The organism is Chelatococcus sp. YT9 (assembly GCF_018398315.1).
GTDB lineage: Bacteria > Pseudomonadota > Alphaproteobacteria > Rhizobiales > Beijerinckiaceae > Chelatococcus.
The window spans coordinates 3,646,142-3,664,072 of sequence record NZ_JAHBRW010000001.1; the positions used below are offsets into that span (position 1 = coordinate 3,646,142).

Here is a 17,931-nt window from a genome sequence, read left to right on the forward strand (position 1 = left end):
GATGAGTACCGCTGCGCCTCCGCCCCCCGCCCTGTTCCTGTCCCGCGTGGAGCGGCGCTACATCCAGGGATCGGCAACGCTTGATATCCTTCGCGGCGCCGACTTCGCGGTCTGGCCGGGCGAGATCGTGGCATTGGTTGCCCCGTCCGGGACGGGTAAATCGACGCTCCTCCACGTTGCGGGCTTGCTCGAACGGCCGGACGCGGGGGAGGTCTATATCGGCGCGAAGCCGACGGTCGAACTGGATGACGGTGAACGCACACGACTCAGGCGCGTCGATATCGGGTTCGTCTATCAGTTCCACCACCTTCTGCCGGAGTTCTCGGCGCTCGAAAACGTCGTGTTGCCGCAGCTCATTCGAGGGCTTGACCGTAAGGTGGCGGAGCAGCGCGCCACCGATCTCCTGACCTTTCTCGGCATCGGGCAACGTCTGAAGCACCGCCCGGCCGAATTGTCCGGTGGTGAGCAGCAACGCGTGGCGATTGCCCGGGCGGTAGCCAATGGCCCCCGCGTGCTCCTCGCCGACGAGCCGACGGGCAATCTCGACCCCAGTACCGCGGATCACGTCTTTCACACGTTGATCGCGCTGGTGCGCGCATCGCGCGTCGGCGCTGTCATCGCGACGCATAACCTCGACCTCGCCCGCCGAATGGACCGTCGGGTGACGATCCACGATGGTCTCGTCGTGCAGATGGATTGAACGCCCGGCCGCGATCTTGATCATTCCCAGCCGAAAAGCCGCGACGCGAAGGGGAGCGGGAGCTCGCGCTGGATATTTGATCCGGGCGGGGAGGAGGCGTATCATTCCCCTGATCGTCGCTGTGGTGAGACGGAACCTCGTCCCCGGCGTCGGACGTTCGGGAAGAGCGCCCGCTCCAGATCGAGGACGCACTGATCGGACAGGCTCACCGGCCATTCTGAGGGCCGGCGGTCAAGCCTGAGAAGACCTCGCCGTTTCGCGCCAGCGGCCTTGCCGACTGTTCGCTCGGGAGCGCGAGATGACGATACGTAATCCGGTAGAATGGACGTGGTCGCAGTTGAACCAGACTGCCCAGGTCGCGGGCGGGTTCGGCAATGCCGTCTACCACCCAGGAGATGCCGTCCGTGCGCGGCGACTCCATGTCAATCGCATCGGTTTCAGCGATCTCCGGGAGGCGCTCCGTCGAGGGTGGCAGGATTTCATCAGCTACCGCTCGGACGTAATGTTCGTGGTCCTGATCTATCCGATTGCGGGGCTTATATTGAGCCAGTTGGCTGTCGGCCGCTCGATGCTCCACCTCATCTTCCCGCTCGCCTCCGGCTTCGCTCTGCTTGGACCGTTTGCCGCAACAGGGATCTACGAGGTCAGCCGACGTCGAGAACTGGGGCAGCAGAGCAGCTGGTTCGAGGCTTTCAAGGTCTTTTCCTCGCCGGCCTTCGGCTCGGTCGCCATGCTCGGCTTCGTCATGACCCTGTTTTTCTTGCTCTGGTTGCTTGTCGCGATGGGCATCTACCACCTCACGCTCGGGCCAGCCTATCCCGCATCCATGGACCAGTTCATCGCCGATGTATTTGGTACACCAGCGGGTTGGGCGCTCATCCTCATCGGAGGTGGCGTCGGCTTCCTGTTCGCCCTTGTGGTGTTGATGACGGGCAGCATTTCCTTTCCGCTGCTGATAGACAGGGATGCTGGCATTGTTGCGGCCGTCGCAACATCCATACGCGCCTTTACGACTAATCCAGTGCCGATGCTGACCTGGGGAGCGATCGTCGCTGGCGCGCTCGTCCTCGGCTCACTGCCGCTTCTTGTGGGGCTGATCGTGGTCATGCCGGTCCTTGGCCACGCCACGTGGCATCTCTACAGACGCCTCACGGCGCCTTGAATAACCAGGTGGAGCGGATTTACCAGGCAAGCCATTAGCATTTTCGTAACCACGATGAGGCTCTGACGCGCCTTTCTTGCCTTTTGTGCGCTCACAGCCCCAACTCCCTCTTTGGTTGCAATTTATCCTGTGGAACAACCGTTTCTCCGGATGGTTCTGCTGATGCGATTGTGCACAGGAGTTGTTGTCATGAAGTCATTTTTCATTATGGGTGTTGCCGCTGGCCTTATGGCCGGCATTGCCGGTGCCTCTGCTCAAACCTATGTCACCGCGGCTCCAGTCGTGGCAACGACGCGGGCCGTTGCCGTCACAGGCTTCGGAACGACCCTCGTCGAAGGCGTTCTTCCGACCGTCGCGAGTGGCATCAAGGTCATACCGGGCAGCATCTTGCCGGCTTATGTCCCGTTGACCCATACGGTCAGCGCCATTCCCGCGACTGGCTACGTGGCCTTCGCCCCCGGTATCGGCCAACTTGAATGGATGCCGACGGGCACAGGTTTCATGCGCCTCGGGGTCCGCGGGTGGAGCAGCCATGTGATCATGCCGGCCATGGCGAGTTATTCTTATTTCATATCGCCTGACCGGAAGATGGTTTTCGTGAACCCGCTCACCCGCCAGGTCCTGCGTATCGTCACGCTCTGACCAAACGAGAGAGGCCTTCGTCGGCAGCCGCAGGCAAGACCTCGACCAGGCAAGCGTTTGACGCGAATCGAAACGGCGCGCTCTCCCCTGAGAGGGCGCCGTTCTTGTGAAAACGATCAGAAATGGCTGAAAGTGAAAACGCCGATCAGAATGAACGAAACCAGGATGGTGGTGACGAAAAGGCTTGCCGGCATACCCGATTCTTCGGGGGTGCCGACCGAGCCATGGGGATCTGAGGTGGCCATGAGGTCTCCATATAAGAATGACGGCAGACGCCGTAAGGATTTCACCGGGCACTATGGCGAACCTCGGCGATCTGGGCAATCGCCAAGATAGTCAATCGCCACGATCGCGCGTTGTCACCACCGTCCGTGAGCGGAACGGGCTATCAAGAGCGGACGGCACTATCGGAAAACGACTCCCTCGGCATGACCACACGCGCAGCTTCTGTTCCGGCGGCGACGGCACCTGCCCCGACGGCAGAGCGCCCGCGCCTGTCCGGCGCGGGCGGCTGCGACTGATCTCGTGGGGCTGCAGTCAGAACCGGTAGTTCAGCCCGGCGCGAAACATTTGGACTGCGGACGAATTGCGGGCGCCGAAAGCGACACCCGCGGTCGCGGAATCAAGGGGGGCTGCGGCGACGTTGCGTCCCTTCATCTGCACATGCAGGAACTCGCCCTTCACGGAGATATCGTCCGTGACGGCGTATTCGGCGCCAGCGCCGAGAGCCCAGCCGTAACGGTATCCCGACCCGCTTTTTCCCACTGTGCCGAAGAGACCGGCGGTGGGTGCAGGCGCGACGGCGGCAGGCTCGGCTGCGGCTGGATCGATGGTCGGATCAACGACCGGCGCCACGCTCGCGCCCGTGACGGAAAGAAAACCCTGCGAACGCTGGCTTGCCCGTGCCACAGCGAGGCCGCCGGTGCCGTAGACCATGAAACGGTCAAAGGCGGCCCATCCAATGCGTGGGCGCAGCGTTGCCAGCCAATGCAGGGACTGGCTGCTGCGCAGCGCTGCATCGACGGTCTCTCCGGTTCCTTCATCGACGAGGCGAGCGGTGGCCAAGGCACTGCGCTTCATCTTGAGCGCGTTGAAATCCGCCTCGACGCCGAGCACGACTGAACCCATCTGGTAGTTGTAGCCGACTTGCGCGCCACCGGTGAAGCTGCCGCGCGACCGTCGTGCCGCGCCGAGCCCGGTTATGAATGCAGGATCAGCGGCAATGGCGTCCTGCCGGCCGGCCCACCCGACCTTCGTCCGAAGACGGCCCATGGCATAGCCCGCGTTCACGCCGGCATAGGGACCGGTCCATGTGAAGGCAGGCGGAATGGGCGCAGGAGGTGAGGGACGGGGGGTCGAAAAATCCGCCGCGGACGCATTGGTCGTGACTCCAATTACGCCGACGAGGGCCAGTCCTGCCATGAAATAGCTTACGTGCATCGTATTTTCTCGCGATTGCATTATAATTAAAGAAAAATGAAGCGTAAAATAACAATAGGGATCATCTCAATGCAAAGTATCCAGTGCACAATTGCCGTAATCATTGCAAATTACGCATGGTAGGCGGGATAACGTGCAGGTTTATTGCCATTTATCGTTGTTTTTTGCCTCATGGTATATGATTGGTTATGAATATATCTTTGGGAAGACATGTTCCACTAGTTCATGGTTAGGCCTGGATCTTCGTATTGTTTCGACGCGACTACGGACGCATGCGCCTGCGGGGGGCACTGTCGTGGCGTCCTGCGGGGTTAGCGCTTGGCATTGCATGCGTTGCACTGCTACTCTGGCGCGGAATGAGAGCGTGGCGAGGCAGCTGGTCCTCGGCCGCGCAAGGATTTACGGCCGTGGTGGTCATGGATGATGCGGGCGCCGACAGCATCGCTGTTCTGGCGCGACAGGGCGACGCTGTGGAGGAACTTCCTCGACAGGTCAGGAAGCCGCGTCGGCGCGGCCGCCGCCGGCGATGGCGCCGCAGCGGGGTGAGGACGGCTACCTACGCTGCACTCGATCTCGGAACCAACAATTGCCGGCTGCTGGTTGCCGAACCGACCTACAGGGGCTTTCGGGTGGTCGATGCGTTCTCACGCATCGTACGCCTCGGGGAGGGCTTGGCGCGCGAGAACCAGCTCGGCGAGCCGGCGATCACGCGTGCCATCGAAGCTCTGAAGATTTGCCGCGCTAAGATCGACGCCAACGGCGTGGTCCGTGCGCGCCTCATTGCGACGGAGGCCTGCCGCGCGGCGGTAAATGGCGGGCAATTCATCGAGCGGGTTGAGCGCGAGACCGGTCTCACCTTGGAAGTGGTCGACCGGCAGACGGAGGCGTATCTCGCCGTAACAGGCTGCGCCAATCTGGCCGACCCCGATGCTGACGCTGTTATCGTCTTCGACATCGGAGGCGGTTCCACGGAGATCATTTGGCTCGAGGGCGCGGGCCTGTCCGGTCGAAGAGAGACGGGCGAGCGCGTACGCGCCTGGGAATCCATGCCCACCGGCGTTGTGACGCTTGCGGAGCAGCATGGCGGAGCGGACGTCACGCGCGAGTCCTTTGAAGCCATGGTATCCCACGTCTCGGGCCTTGTCGCTGGTTTCGCCGAGCGGGCCGGCATTGCAGCCTCTAAACGCGGCTTTCATCTTCTCGGGACATCCGGAACCGTGACGACGATAGCGGGTGTCCATCTTGCCTTGCCGCGCTACGATCGCCGGCGGGTCGACGGGTTGTGGATGGCTGACCGCGAGGTCTCGAATGTCATCGATCACCTGCTCGAGACCGGTTACGAGGAGCGCATGGCCAACCCTTGCATCGGCAGCGAGCGGGCGGATCTGGTGTTGGCAGGCTGCGCCATCCTTGAGGCAATTCGTCGTGCCTTTCCCAGCGAGCGCCTCCGGATCGCCGACAGGGGCTTGCGCGAGGGTATCCTCATGACGCTTATGCGCGAGGATGGCGTTTGGCGTGGTGGATGGGACTGATGAAGTCGAAGGGTTCAGGCGATGCGCCCCGCGCGCTCAAGGTGCGCGTCAAGACTGCAGGCAAGCGGTCTCTCGCCTCCCAGAAATGGCTCGCTCGCCAATTGAACGACCCCTATGTCGCGCGCGCGAAGCGCGAAGGTTATCGCTCGCGTGCCGCCTTCAAGCTCATCGAGATGGACGACAAGTTCCATTTCCTCAAGCGCGGCCAGCGCATCGTTGACCTCGGCGCCGCGCCCGGTGGCTGGTCCCAGGTCGCGGCGGCGAAAGTCGGGATCAAGGGAGACGGGGAAGGGCCGGGACGTGTCGTCGGCATCGATCTCCTGCCCATTGATCCGCTGCCGGGCGTCGACTTTATCGAGCTCGACTTTCTGGCCGACGAAGCACCTGACCGCCTGATCGCCCTGCTCGGGGGACCGGCGGATGTTGTCATGTCGGATATGGCTGCCAACGCCACGGGTCACAAGAAAACCGACCATCTGAAGATCATGGGTCTCGCCGAGACCGCCGCCGATTTCGCGCGTCAGATTCTGGCGCCCGGGGGCGTCTTTGTTGCGAAAGTCTTGCAAGGCGGCACCGAGAACGCCCTCCTGGCGGACCTTAAACGTGATTTCCGGGACGTGCGCCACGTCAAGCCAGCGGCGAGCCGCTCCGATTCTTCGGAGCTTTATGTACTCGCCATGGGCTTCAGGGGCCGCGGCGCGTCCGATGGTGAGGTTGCGGAGAGCCCCTAGCTAACCCTCCATGCGGTTATTCCGCCGGTTGGCGTTGTTCCTCGATGCTGCCTGCTGTCGCCTTGCGCGGATCCACATGGCCCGAGACCTCGGCACCGGCATGGGGGCTGAGGCGGAGCAACACGAACACGGAACTCGCCGAAATCAGCGCGACGCTCAGGAAAGCCGGCCAGAAATCGGCTGCGACAATACCCGTCGCAGGGTGGCGGCTGCTGACCATCTCCAGCACGAAGGCGCCCATCGCCACGCCGCAGCTCAGCGAGAGCTGCTGTGCAACGCTTGAGAAGCTCGTCGCCAAGCTCATGCTGCGTTTGGAGACATCCGAAAACATCAGCGCATTGAGGCCGGTGAACTGCAGGGAGCGGAAACAGCCGCCAACGAGCAGCAAGCCGAGCATCAGCAGATAGGGCATGTCGGCGGTGAAGAAGCCCTGAACGATGAGAAATGCGGAGCCCACGACAGCGTTCACCGTCATGACACGGCGGAAGCCGTAGCGCCTGAGGATCTGGGCCGCGAGCGTCTTCATGAAGAGAGCGCCGACCGCCGAGGCGAAGGTGATCAGGCCGGAATGAAGCGGGTCTAGCCCGAAGCCGATCTGCAACATGAGCGGCAGGAGGAATGGAATGGCACCGATACCGATGCGGAACAGGAAGCCTGCGATCACGCCGATGCGGAAGGTCGGAATGCTGAGAAGCGCGAAGTCGAGGACCGGATGAGGCGTGCGCTTCGCATGCCAGACATAGCTCCCGATAGCGAGCGCGCCGATGATCGTGGCTCCCGCTGAAATGAAGGGGGACACCAGGTGACGCCCGCCGGTGGCGAGGCCGAACATCACGAGGGACAGCCCGACCGCCGAGAGAAGGGCACCCGTTACATCGAGCGGCGGCACATCCTCCTCGCGGATGTTTTCGAAGAACACTGTCGCAAGCAAGATGCCGGCGATCCCGATGGGGATGTTGATGAAGAAGATCCACTGCCAGTGGAAATAGGTGGTAATGAAGCCGCCGAGCGGCGGCCCGAACACGGGCCCGAGCATCGCCGGAATTGACAGATAGGCGAGCGCCTGAACCATCTGGTTGCGCGGCACGCTGCGCAGCAGCACGAGCCGGCCGACCGGCACCATCATTGCCCCGCCCATGCCCTGGAAGAAGCGCGCGAGGACGAATGTCTCCAGCGAATGGGAGAAGGCGCAGCCGATCGATCCCAGCATGAAGACCGCCATGGCGAGGCGAAAGATCGTCTTGGCGCCGAAACGGTCCGCCATCCATCCGCTGATCGGAATGAACACGGCGAGGCTGACGAGATAGGAGGTGAGGGCGAGCTTGAGCGCGATCGGGTCCTCACCGAGATCTAAGGCGATCGCCGGCAGCGAGGTAGCGATGACCGTCGAGTCCGTGTTCTCCATGAAGAGCGCACAGGCGACGATGAGGGGGACGAGCATCGGACGGGCCATCACGGCCTCATTTTTCGTTCGTGCAGCACAACTCGCCCCAATAGCATAGCTGCGATTGATGTGACCGGCTCCGAACGCGGGGCTGGTCGCTCCTGTATGCATAGACAACAAGGGCAAAGTCGCTGCCGTCTACTCGACGGAACGTCAAGGTCGTGGTACAGACCGCTGCCAACTCAACAGCATGATATTGAAGCGGAAGCTGATCCGGCAGGCGGGTTTCCCGTCAGTGTCATGCTCTACCCGTAGCGTGGTTGCGTGATGGCTCCCCTCAGGCCTGCGCAACCGGGAAGCGATCACCGCAAGGCTAGCCGGCCTCGGCGGACTGCTTCACAAGATTGAAGAAAGGGTTGGCGATGCCGGTCATCCATGACAGTCCGTTCCGCGAGGCTTTGACGTTCGACGACGTGCTCCTGCAGCCCGGTCATTCCGAGGTCATGCCGGGTGAGGTCGACGTCCGCACACAGCTGACGCGCACTATCAGCATCAATTTGCCCGTCATGGCCTCCGCCATGGATACGGTGACAGAGGCTCGCATGGCGATCGCCATGGCGCAGAACGGCGGCCTCGGAGTCATTCACCGCAATTTGACCCCAGAGCAGCAGGCCGACGAAGTCCGCCTCGTGAAGAAGTTCGAATCGGGCATGATCGTCAATCCGGTGACAATCAACCCGAATGCGACCCTGGCCGATGCCTTCGCGCTGATGAAGCAGCACGGCATTTCGGGCATCCCCGTGGTCGAGGAAGGCCCTAACGGGCAGCGCGGCAAGCTGGTCGGCATCCTAACGAACCGCGACGTGCGCTTCGCGACGAACCCGCAGCAGCCCGTTGCAGAGCTGATGACGAAGGACAAGCTCATCACCGTCCGTGAGGGGGTGAGCCAGGACGAAGCCAAGCGCCTGCTGCACCAGTTTCGCATCGAGAAGCTGCTCGTTGTCGATGACCACTATCGCTGCATCGGGCTCATCACCGTCAAGGACATGGAGAAGCAGATCGCTTATCCCCATGCGGCCAAGGATGAGCAGGGACGCCTGCGCGTCGCGGCTGCGACCACGACGGGTGATGACGGCTTCCGTCGGGCCGAGCTCCTGATCGACGCCGGTTGCGACCTCATCGTGGTCGATACAGCCCACGGCCACTCCCAACGCGTGTTGGACGCGGTGACGAAGGTCAAGAAGCTGTCGAACTCCGTGCAGGTAATCGCCGGCAATATCGCGACGGCAAGCGGCGCAAAGGCGCTCATTGATGCGGGCGCCGACGCCATCAAGGTCGGCATCGGCCCGGGATCCATCTGCACCACGCGCATCGTCGCCGGTGTCGGCGTGCCCCAGCTCACCGCCATCATGGACGCGGTCTCGGCGGCATCGGTGCAGAACGTGCCGGTGATCGCGGACGGCGGCATCAAGTTCTCCGGCGATTTCGCCAAGGCGCTAGCAGCCGGCGCGCATTGCTGCATGGTGGGCTCACTGCTCGCCGGCACGGATGAAGCGCCCGGCGAGGTGTTCCTGTGGCAGGGCCGTTCCTACAAGGCCTACCGCGGCATGGGCTCGGTCGGGGCGATGGCGCGGGGCTCCGCGGATCGCTACTTCCAGCAGGATATCAAGGATACGCTGAAGCTTGTGCCGGAAGGCATCGAGGGTCAGGTGCCTTACAAGGGCAGCGTGGCCAGCGTGCTCCACCAGCTCGTGGGCGGGCTCCGCGCCGCGATGGGCTATGTGGGCGCTCGCAATCTCGAGCAACTGCGCGCGAATGCCGAATTCGTCCGCATCAGCGGTGCCGGCCTGCGCGAGAGCCACGTCCATGACGTGACGATCACCCGTGAGAGCCCGAACTATCGGACCAGGGACTGACCGATGACCGTGCCGATGGTGCTGCTGCCGGTCTTTGTCCAGGTCGCGCTGGCGTTCGTCCTTCTGTTGTCGCTCGTGCCTATGCGCGCCGCGGCCCTCAGGTCGGGCAAGATCGACGTCGCGGCCGTCGCCCTCGATGATCGCCAGTGGCACGGGCGGGCGCAGCAGGTCGGCAATGCCTTCAAGAACCAGTTCGAGGTGCCGGTGCTGTTCTATGCTCTGGTCGCCTTCGCCCTCATCACGCGCCAGGCGGACTTCCTCTTCGTGGCATTGTCGTGGGTCTTCGTCGCGAGCCGGCTGGTGCATGCCTTTATCCATGTGACGTCCAACACCATAAGCGTGCGTGGGCCGGCCTTCGGTTTCGGCGTTCTGGTGCTGGCCGTGATGTGGATCATCTTCGCCGTGCGGATTCTCGCGAGCGCGTGACGGCAGGATTTTTCACATGACACCCGCAGCGCGCGTGGCCGGAGCCATTGAGGTTCTGACCGATATTCTGGAACGGCGCCGGCCCGCGCCCGATGCCCTGAAGGATTGGGGGCTGGCGCGGCGGTTCGCCGGTTCCAAGGACCGCGCGGCTATAGCCAGCCTGGTCTATGACGCTTTGCGCCGGCGGGCCTCGAGCGCCTGGGTGATGGAGGCGGAGACGGCACGTGCGCTCATCATCGGCATGCTCGCCCTGCAGCGCGGGCTCGACAGCGAGGCGATCGCGGCCCTGTTCAGCGGCGAGCGCTTTGCGCCCGAGGCGCTGTCCGCGGACGAACTGGCACATCTCCGCCGCGCAGATCGGCTCGACGAGGCGCCGCCCGCCGTTGCCTGCGATTGCCCGGAATGGCTCCTGCCACCGCTGACTAAGGCTTTCGGCCCCGCGCTCCGCGATGAAATGCGGGCGCTGACAGGTCGCGCGCCGCTTGATGTCAGGGTGAACAGCCTGAAGTCGAGCCGGCGGGCGTTGCGCGAGGCGCTGGCCCATCTCGACCCGTGGGATACGCCGCTTTCGCCCTTTGGGCTGCGCTTCCCCGTGGGGGATGACGGGCGCGGCCCGGCGCTGCAGGCCGAGCCCGAGTTCCTCGACGGCTTGTTCGAGATCCAGGACGAGGGCTCGCAGCTCGTCAGCCTGCTGAGCGCCCCGGCTCAAGGATCGCGCGTGGTCGATCTCTGCGCCGGCGCGGGCGGCAAGACGCTGGCGCTCGCGGCGCTGATGGAGAATACCGGCGAGATCGTTGCGACAGACGTCGACGCGCGCCGGCTCGTCGCCAGCCACGCGCGGCTCCAGCGCTCTGGCGCGACCAATGTCACGGTGCGCACGCCGCGCGGCCGCTACGACCCACGGCGCCCCGACCCGCTGGCCGATCTGGCGGGGACAGCCGATCTCGTCCTGGTCGACGCGCCGTGCACCGGCAGCGGCACATGGCGGCGGAACCCGGATGCCAAATGGCGCCTGCGGCCAGGTGGGCTGGCCGAGCGTTGCCGTGACCAGTCGGTCGTGCTCGATCGCGCCGCCGCTCTGGCCCGGCCGGGCGGCCGCATAGCCTATATCACCTGTTCGGTTTTGCCGGACGAGAACGACGATGCGATCTCGGCCTTCCAGAGCCGTCACGGCGGTTTTACTCTTGTGCCGGCGGTGGAGGTCGCGGCGGCAGCCGGCTTCGCCGAGATGGCGCCATGGACGACCCCGGGCGGCGGACTGCTGCTGTCGCCCCATCGCACCGGCACGGATGCCTTCTACATCGCCATGATGCGCCGCCAAGGGTGACGTTTCACGCCTTGGCCGTCCAAAGCTTCCTATCCAATGACGCGGTCATTGCGGCGCCTCGCGTGGGCGAGGAGCCCGGCACCGACGGCATCGCGCAAGGAGAGTGCGGCACCGGCATCTTGGCGGTTGGTGCTCCTGGTCATAGTTCGGGCTCTTTGGCCCGCCAAGAAATGACGCCGTAGCCCCGTGCGCAATCAAGACACCTTAGCCTCCGAGGTCTCGGCCCCAGAGGTAGCCCCCGAAGTTTTGCCGGAGGTTTTGCTGCCCGTGGTTTTCGCCGCCTTGCGGCCGTTCTTGTATCGGTAGTAAAGGCTCTTGAGCCGACTGCGGAGAGCAAGCAGATTACGCTCGACGGCTGATAGCAGCACCGTCCCGGCGTGCTCGCCCGGGCGAGCATCGAAGCTCAGATCCGCAATCGGCTGCCGATCCTTCCAGAGCGAAGCCATGAAGCCGGTGTCGTCATGGGAGCAGGAGTCGATGAAAGCGACGGCGGCATCGTTCATGAGGCGCAGTGTGTAGTCCTCGACCAGCAGGACACCCGGCGAGTATTCGCGCAAGGCCTCGTCATAGGCGATCTTCCAGGTGAAGTATCCGCGCCCCGATCGAGCCAGGATCTGGATGGCGGCTGCCTTGCCATCGAGCCGGAGGGCCTCGATGATGACGTCGTTTGTCTCAGCCATCAGCGGAAACACGGCCCGCACGAATTGCGTATCACCCGGATCGCTGAGCACCGCCGTGCCGGCGCGGCCCTTCCAGCCCGCTGCTTCGAGTGCCAGGAATTCCTCGAGGGCGTCGGTGATCTCGGCGGGCTTCGCGTGGCGGGTTGTCGTGACTTCACCTTTCTCGCCAAGCCTGCGACGGTATTGTCGCAGCTTCTTGCGGGTCGAGGCGGACGGCGTGAAGGCGGCCGGATCTTCCCTCCGCGCCAGCGCGCGACGATAGGTGACGGAAACGGCGAGCGGAGTCTGGCGCCGATTGAGCACCGCTTTCAGGCCGGCCATCACCGAATATTCGTCGCCCATCAGGGAGAACGACAGGCGCGTTGGCACACCTGATGCGACGATCGCGTCGAGAATAGCCTCGATGACGGGCTCGATGCATTCGGCATCGATCAAGGGGGTCGAAAGGAAGGCGAAGTCGTGGAAGCGGCCCTCGAGGCTCGCTGTCCAGAGCCGTGTGGCGCGGCGTTGCCGTTTCAGGACAAGCGCGCCAGTGAGAGCCTCCGGCGCTCGATCGTCGCCGCGCCAGGCGAGAATGACGATAATGGCGTCGGGCCCATGTTCCGCCGCCGCTGCCGTGATGAAGGCGGGATGCAGGAAAGGATTGGGCTCGGCTGCGCGGAGCGCGAGGTTGACGAGCGCGAGGGCGCGCTCGCGCGCGGCCGGTCCGGCTGCCATCGCATTGCCGTCAAGAAGTTCCACCGTCAGCGACAGCGGTGCTTCCGCTTCTACCGGTTCCGGATTGTTGAGCATGTCCGTGGTGGGGACGACGGTTGTCATCGCTGGACCATCGGGCTCCGTCAAAGAGGCGGGCATGTCAGCACCTGCGAGGGGAGGGCGGCGCGTTGCCCTTGCAAGAATATTGGCGATCCATGGCCCACGACACGTTCGAGATCCTTGCATCTTGGGAAGCTATCCCGTAGCTCAATGCCATGCACGACAGCATCCTTATTATCGACTTCGGCAGCCAGGTCACCCAGCTCATCGCGCGCCGTGTGCGCGAGGTGGGCGTCTACTCCGAAATCGTCCCCTTTAGCAAAGCAGAAGAAGCTTTCGCTTCTCTGAAGCCGAAGGGCGTGATCTTCTCGGGTGGTCCCGCTTCGGTGACGGTTGATGGCAGCCCGCGCGCTCCCCAGGCCGTTTTTGATTCCGGCGTGCCGATTCTCGGCATCTGCTACGGCCAGCAGACACTCTGCCTACAGCTCGGCGGCGAGGTGGAGGGCGGCCACGCAGCGGAGTTCGGTCGCGCCGACGTCGAGATCAAGGCTGCGAGCCCCCTTTTCGAAGGGGTATGGGAGGTCGGCCGGCGCTATCCCGTCTGGATGAGCCATGGTGATCGTGTCACGCGCCTGCCTGAGGGCTTTACGGTCATCGCGACGTCCGAGAACGCGCCTTTCGCCATCGCGGCCGACGAGAGCCGCCATTACTACACCACGATGTTCCATCCCGAGGTGGTGCACACGCCGGATGGGGCAAAGCTCCTTGCCAATTTCGTTCACAACATCGTCGGGCTGAAATCGGATTGGACCATGTCCGCCTATCGGGCCGAGATGATCCGCAAGATCCGGGCGCAGGTTGGTGACGGCCGCGTGCTCTGCGCCTTGTCGGGCGGTGTCGACTCCTCCGTGGCGGCGGTCCTCATCCACGAGGCGATTGGCGACCAGCTCACCTGTGTTTTCGTGGATCACGGCCTGATGCGCCTCAACGAGGCAGCGGAAGTGGTCACGATGTTCCGCGACCACTACAATCTGCCGCTCGTGCATGTGGATGCCTCCGAGCGCTTCCTCGGCGAACTCGAGGGCGTTTCCGATCCGGAGACCAAGCGCAAGATCATCGGCCGCCTGTTCATCGAGGTCTTCGAGGACGAGGCGAAGAAGATCGCGGCGGATGGCAAGGGAGCCCCGAAATTCCTGGCCCAAGGCACGCTCTATCCCGACGTGATCGAGAGTGTGTCCTTCTCAGGTGGCCCCTCGGTCACCATCAAGTCCCACCACAACGTCGGCGGGCTGCCCGAGCGGATGAACATGGAGCTCGTCGAGCCCCTGCGCGAGTTGTTCAAGGATGAGGTGCGTGTCCTTGGCCGCGAACTCGGGTTGCCCGAGCGGTTCATCGGCCGCCATCCTTTTCCTGGCCCTGGCCTCGCCATTCGCTGCCCGGGCGGCGTGACGCGCGAGAAGCTCGACATCCTGCGGAAAGCCGATGCGATCTACCTCGATGAGATCCGCAAGGCGGGCCTCTATGACACGATATGGCAGGCCTTCGCCGTGCTCCTGCCGGTCCAGACTGTTGGCGTCATGGGTGACTACCGGACCTACGAATTCGTCTGTGCCCTACGCGCAGTCACCTCTGTCGACGGGATGACGGCGGATTTCTACCCCTTCGACATGCCCTTCCTCGGCCGCGTCGCGACCCGCATCATCAACGAGGTCCGCGGCATCAACCGCGTCACCTATGACGTGACGAGCAAGCCGCCTGGGACCATCGAGTGGGAATGATTCAGGCCCATCCAAACGCCGCCGACAACGCGCCAGAATTTCCCCTAACACTCTGATTGAAAATATTTTTTTATCCGCCACCTATCGAGACCTATCGGTGGGTAGCAATCACAAGTACCGTCACGATTGACGGTGCTCGCTCATATTGATCACGGCCGTCTCAGAAAGTACCGTCGCAAGAGTTGAGGATCGTGACGGTACTTTTTTCAACGTAAGACACTGATAACAAAGTGATTTAGGCGTCACGAACCTCCCAAAACCGCATGACGGTACTTTTCGGAGGCTGCGCGAACATGTTGACGGACGCTGCGCTTAAGGCGCTGAAACCAAAAGACAAAGTCTACAAGGTGTCAGACAGGGACGGCATGTATGCCCGTGTCACGCCGACAGGTCTGATCTCATTCAGCCTGGATTACCGGCTGAATGGGCGCCGCGAGACCGTCTATCTCGGCAGGTACGGACGTGACGGCATTTCGCTCGCGCGGGCTCGCGAACTCTGCCTGGACGCCAAACGCGCAGTCCGAGAGGGCCGCTCACCCGCAATTGAAAAACAGCGCGAGAAGCGCCGCCTGAAAGAGGCCAAGAGCTTCGGTCAGTTCGGCGAGAAGTGGCTGGACAAGGCTCCGATGGCGGACAGTACCAGAGCGATGCGGCGCTCGATCTTCGATCGAGAGTTGCTGCCCGTCTGGCGCAACCGGCTGCTGCACGAAATCACCCCAGATGATCTGAGAGCTCTCTGCGCCAAGATCGTCGATCGCGGTGCGCCTGCAACGGCCATCCACGTCCGCGACATCCTCAAGCAGATCTACAGTTTCGCGATCCTGCACGGCGAGAAGGTGCCCAATCCCGCCGATGAAGTCGGCCCAGCTTCGATTGCTGCATTTCGGCCCAGAGACCGTGCGCTTTCACCGACAGAGATCCGCATCATGCTGAGGCAACTGGAGCATGTCCCGACTTTGCCGACCATTCGCCTCGGCATGAAGCTCTTCCTGCTGACGATGGTTCGTAAAAGCGAGCTGCAGGACGCCGTATGGGACGAAGTGGACTTCGAGAACGCGGTTTGGAGCATTCCGAAGGAGCGGATGAAGCGCTCCAAGCCACACAATGTGTATCTTTCCCGACAGGCGCTCGACATCATGATCGCGCTCAAGACCTGTGCCGGCAATTCCCGGTATCTGCTGCCCTCGCGTTACGATGCGGATGCCCCAATGTCGCGGGCGACGTTCAACCGCATCACCTACGCGGTGGTCGATCTGGCGCAGAAGGAGGGGCTGCCGCTCGAGCCGTTTACAGTCCATGATTTGCGACGGACCGGCTCAACGCTGCTGAATGAACTCGGTTTCAACAGCGACTGGATCGAGAAATGCCTCGCCCACGAGGACGGGCGATCTTCGCGCGGCGTCTACAACAAGGCAGAGTACGAGGTTCAGCGCCGCCATATGCTCCAGGAATGGTCGGACGTCGTTGACGCATGGGTGGAAGGTCGCAAGCGGCCTGTCACCCTTCTCCCCCCGACCATGCCTATGCTTGAGCCCGACCCTGCCCTTTGACCGGCCGGAACTTCCGCTGGGCGACGTCGGGGTGTTTGGCGCGCGGGATTGGCCGCGTGCGCCGGCTTTCGAGCCACGCTTCGACCTCGGCAAGATCCCAGACGACGCATCTGGGTGAAAGGGCAAAGCGGCGAGGAAATTCTCCGCGCTGCTCCATTTCGTAAATGGTGCTGTCCGCCAGAGGAACGATTTCTCGCAGTTCATTCCTTCGGATCGAACGTTTGACGGGCCGGTCGCTAACGGATGGCATCTGCAGCTCCTGATCGTGGTGCGGTGATGCGATTGGAGCCGATATGTGCCGATAAGGGCCAGCAGAAATTGGCCGCGGCGTATGGTCGGCGACCATGGCGTGCAGATCGGACAGGCCTGATGCTGTTTGCGGCCGCTTTCTCAGGCGGGTCTTCTCCATTTAGGCCCCACCGCGGCTCCTAGAGTGAGAGTGCGGACGGGGTTTGCCGTGACGGGTTGAAGGTCGGGAGAGAGGCTTCCGGCGCCCGTCGCGGAGACAATCTCGATGGCCAGACAGAACCGCGCCGCACGCGACGGCGGCGACCGCACCAATCTCTATGACGAGATCACCGCGAAAATCATCAACGAGCTGGAGCAAGGGCGCTTGCCCTGGGTCCAGCCCTGGGGCACGGCGGCGAAGGCGCCGCTCGCGATGCCGAGGAATGCCGCGACGGCCCGGCAATATTCCGGGATCAACATTCTGATCCTCTGGGGTACCGTTGTTCAATACGGCTATCCGACCCAGCATTGGTTGACTTTCCGCCAGGCCTTGTCGCTCGGCGGCAATGTCCGGAAAGGTGAGCGCGGCACGACCGTCGTCTATGCCGACCGCTTCACGCCCGAGGATGAGAAGCGCCGCGCGCGGGAGACGGGGGAGGAAGCTGGCAGCATCCCGTTTCTCAAACGCTTCACCGTGTTCAACACGGCGCAATGCGAGGGCTTGCCTGAGGATGTTGCTATCGAGGCGCCGCCACCGCCGCCCCACATGATCGAGCCAAGGGTCGAGGCGCTGATCCGGGCGACCGGAATCGACTTTCGCATCGGTGGGAACCAGGCCTTCTATGTTCCAGCGCACGATTATGTTCAGGTGCCGCCGCCACAGGCCTATTTCGAGCCGATCGACTGGCACCGGACCGCCCTGCACGAGCTGGGGCACGCCACCGGCCATGCCTCCCGGCTTGGGCGGGATATGTCGGGCCGCTTCGGCACCAGGAAATACGCATTCGAAGAATTGGTCGCCGAAATGAACGCGGCCTTCTGCTGCGCCTCGCTCGGCGTTGTGCCGACCGTACGCCATGCCGACTACATCGGCTCCTGGCTCGAGGTGCTGCGCGAGGACAACCGCGCCATCGTCCGCGCCGCTTCCCAGGCCAGCAAGGCGGCCGATTGGCTGCTGGCGCATCTGCCCCGCGAAGATACAGCATCGACGGATCGGAGGGCTGCGGCATGATCCTCCTGACCAGCACCCAGCGCGAGCAGCTCCTCGCCAATGGCCGCCAGAGCGATGTCGACCCCGTCCCCGTGGTAAAATTCTTCAATCCGTTGGGTAGCGGCGTCTGGCTTGCGACCGAATTGGATAGCGACGGTGACACCCTTTTCGGCCTTGCCGATCTGGGGTTTCCAGAGCTTGGAAGCTGGAGCCTTGGCGAAATGCAGGCGATCCGCTTGCCCTTTGATATGAGGATCGAGCGCGATCTGCACTTCACCGGCGATTTCCCGATCTCGGTCTGGGCTGACATGGCGCGGCGGGCCGGTGGCATCCGCGAGGCCGAGCGCATTCTTTACTCCGGCGCCCGAGCCGCCTCCACGCCGACCCGGAAACAGACCGATACACAGAGCCGGAAACACTGAATCCCGCTTCTCCGGCTTTACGATTTGCGCCGCTCTCTTGAGAGGAA

At 63.2% G+C, this 17,931-nt stretch carries 17 protein-coding genes; 12 read left to right on the forward strand and 5 right to left on the reverse strand.

Annotated features, from left to right (window positions below):
• The first annotated feature begins 1 nt into the window (after position 1).
• The 3 genes from KIO76_RS16825 to KIO76_RS16835 all read left to right on the forward strand — a co-directional run bounded on the left by KIO76_RS16825 (position 2) and on the right by KIO76_RS16835 (position 2,504).
• Entirely contained in the window at positions 2 to 700 is a 699-nt protein-coding gene (locus tag KIO76_RS16825; RefSeq protein ID WP_213324335.1) for an ABC transporter ATP-binding protein, read from the forward strand.
• A 298-nt stretch (positions 701 to 998) separates the two neighbouring features.
• Positions 999 to 1,862 carry a DUF2189 domain-containing protein gene (locus tag KIO76_RS16830; protein ID WP_213324336.1) on the forward strand — a complete coding sequence of 288 codons (864 nt, stop codon included), beginning with the start codon at positions 999 to 1,001 and terminating at the stop codon, positions 1,860 to 1,862.
• 189 nt (positions 1,863 to 2,051) lie between these two features.
• On the forward strand, positions 2,052 to 2,504 hold the full coding sequence (locus KIO76_RS16835; protein WP_213324337.1) for a hypothetical protein: 453 nt from the start codon (positions 2,052 to 2,054) through the stop codon (positions 2,502 to 2,504).
• Between the two features lie 116 nt (positions 2,505 to 2,620).
• Here the strand turns inward: KIO76_RS16835 and KIO76_RS31420 are convergent, their stop codons facing one another.
• Together KIO76_RS31420 and KIO76_RS16840 are read right to left on the reverse strand one after the other, a co-directional pair.
• Positions 2,621 to 2,749, reverse strand: coding sequence for a hypothetical protein (locus KIO76_RS31420; RefSeq protein WP_283771446.1), 129 nt, complete (start codon positions 2,747 to 2,749; stop codon positions 2,621 to 2,623).
• A 292-nt stretch (positions 2,750 to 3,041) separates the two neighbouring features.
• Positions 3,042 to 3,944 (reverse strand): outer membrane protein, encoded by a 903-nt coding sequence (locus KIO76_RS16840; RefSeq protein ID WP_213324338.1) that lies wholly within the window; start codon positions 3,942 to 3,944, stop codon positions 3,042 to 3,044.
• A gap of 416 nt (positions 3,945 to 4,360) precedes the next feature.
• On the opposite strand from KIO76_RS16840, the gene KIO76_RS16845 reads away from it, so the two are divergent.
• Both KIO76_RS16845 and KIO76_RS16850 read left to right on the forward strand, forming a co-directional pair.
• Positions 4,361 to 5,476, forward strand: a complete 1,116-nt coding sequence (locus KIO76_RS16845) for a Ppx/GppA phosphatase family protein (protein WP_249729934.1) — start codon at positions 4,361 to 4,363, stop codon at positions 5,474 to 5,476.
• Positions 5,476 to 6,207 (forward strand): RlmE family RNA methyltransferase, encoded by a 732-nt coding sequence (locus tag KIO76_RS16850; RefSeq protein ID WP_213324339.1) that lies wholly within the window; start codon positions 5,476 to 5,478, stop codon positions 6,205 to 6,207. The genes KIO76_RS16845 and KIO76_RS16850 overlap by 1 nt, the downstream gene beginning before the upstream one ends.
• Positions 6,208 to 6,223: 16 nt before the next feature.
• Here the strand turns inward: KIO76_RS16850 and KIO76_RS16855 are convergent, their stop codons facing one another.
• Positions 6,224 to 7,660 carry a DHA2 family efflux MFS transporter permease subunit gene (locus tag KIO76_RS16855; RefSeq protein ID WP_213324340.1) on the reverse strand — a complete coding sequence of 479 codons (1,437 nt, stop codon included), beginning with the start codon at positions 7,658 to 7,660 and terminating at the stop codon, positions 6,224 to 6,226.
• Positions 7,661 to 8,013: 353 nt separating this feature from the next.
• On the opposite strand from KIO76_RS16855, the gene guaB reads away from it, so the two are divergent.
• Genes guaB through KIO76_RS16870 form a run of 3 tightly spaced genes read left to right on the forward strand, consistent with a single transcriptional unit; the run spans position 8,014 to position 11,260 of the window.
• Positions 8,014 to 9,507 carry an IMP dehydrogenase gene (gene guaB / locus KIO76_RS16860; RefSeq protein ID WP_213324341.1) on the forward strand — a complete coding sequence of 498 codons (1,494 nt, stop codon included), beginning with the start codon at positions 8,014 to 8,016 and terminating at the stop codon, positions 9,505 to 9,507.
• Positions 9,508 to 9,510: 3 nt separating this feature from the next.
• Positions 9,511 to 9,933 carry an MAPEG family protein gene (locus KIO76_RS16865; RefSeq protein ID WP_213324342.1) on the forward strand — a complete coding sequence of 141 codons (423 nt, stop codon included), beginning with the start codon at positions 9,511 to 9,513 and terminating at the stop codon, positions 9,931 to 9,933.
• Between the two features lie 16 nt (positions 9,934 to 9,949).
• Positions 9,950 to 11,260: an RsmB/NOP family class I SAM-dependent RNA methyltransferase gene (locus KIO76_RS16870; RefSeq protein WP_213324343.1), complete on the forward strand. Its 1,311-nt coding sequence runs from the start codon at positions 9,950 to 9,952 to the stop codon at positions 11,258 to 11,260.
• Positions 11,261 to 11,454: 194 nt separating this feature from the next.
• Here the strand turns inward: KIO76_RS16870 and KIO76_RS16875 are convergent, their stop codons facing one another.
• On the reverse strand, positions 11,455 to 12,759 hold the full coding sequence (locus tag KIO76_RS16875) for a GNAT family N-acetyltransferase (RefSeq protein WP_213324344.1): 1,305 nt from the start codon (positions 12,757 to 12,759) through the stop codon (positions 11,455 to 11,457).
• Between the two features lie 152 nt (positions 12,760 to 12,911).
• On the opposite strand from KIO76_RS16875, the gene guaA reads away from it, so the two are divergent.
• Complete coding sequence (gene guaA, locus KIO76_RS16880) at positions 12,912 to 14,474, forward strand: glutamine-hydrolyzing GMP synthase (protein ID WP_213324345.1); 1,563 nt, start codon at positions 12,912 to 12,914, stop codon at positions 14,472 to 14,474.
• 293 nt (positions 14,475 to 14,767) lie between these two features.
• The gene (locus tag KIO76_RS16885) at positions 14,768 to 16,024 is read left to right on the forward strand and encodes a tyrosine-type recombinase/integrase (protein ID WP_132004689.1); all 1,257 of its coding nucleotides are present in this window, start codon (positions 14,768 to 14,770) and stop codon (positions 16,022 to 16,024) included.
• Here KIO76_RS16885 and KIO76_RS16890 read toward each other — a convergent pair.
• On the reverse strand, positions 15,996 to 16,274 hold the full coding sequence (locus tag KIO76_RS16890) for a helix-turn-helix transcriptional regulator (RefSeq protein WP_121583338.1): 279 nt from the start codon (positions 16,272 to 16,274) through the stop codon (positions 15,996 to 15,998). The two genes, KIO76_RS16885 and KIO76_RS16890, sit on opposite strands and share 29 nt — an antisense overlap.
• 264 nt (positions 16,275 to 16,538) lie before the next feature.
• Between KIO76_RS16890 and KIO76_RS16895 the strand changes: the two genes are divergently transcribed.
• Together KIO76_RS16895 and KIO76_RS16900 are read left to right on the forward strand one after the other, a co-directional pair.
• Positions 16,539 to 17,483, forward strand: coding sequence for an ArdC family protein (locus KIO76_RS16895; protein WP_132004686.1), 945 nt, complete (start codon positions 16,539 to 16,541; stop codon positions 17,481 to 17,483).
• Positions 17,480 to 17,884 carry a DUF2958 domain-containing protein gene (locus tag KIO76_RS16900; protein ID WP_104959423.1) on the forward strand — a complete coding sequence of 135 codons (405 nt, stop codon included), beginning with the start codon at positions 17,480 to 17,482 and terminating at the stop codon, positions 17,882 to 17,884. Before KIO76_RS16895 ends, KIO76_RS16900 begins: the two co-directional genes overlap by 4 nt.
• Positions 17,885 to 17,931 lie beyond the last annotated feature (47 nt).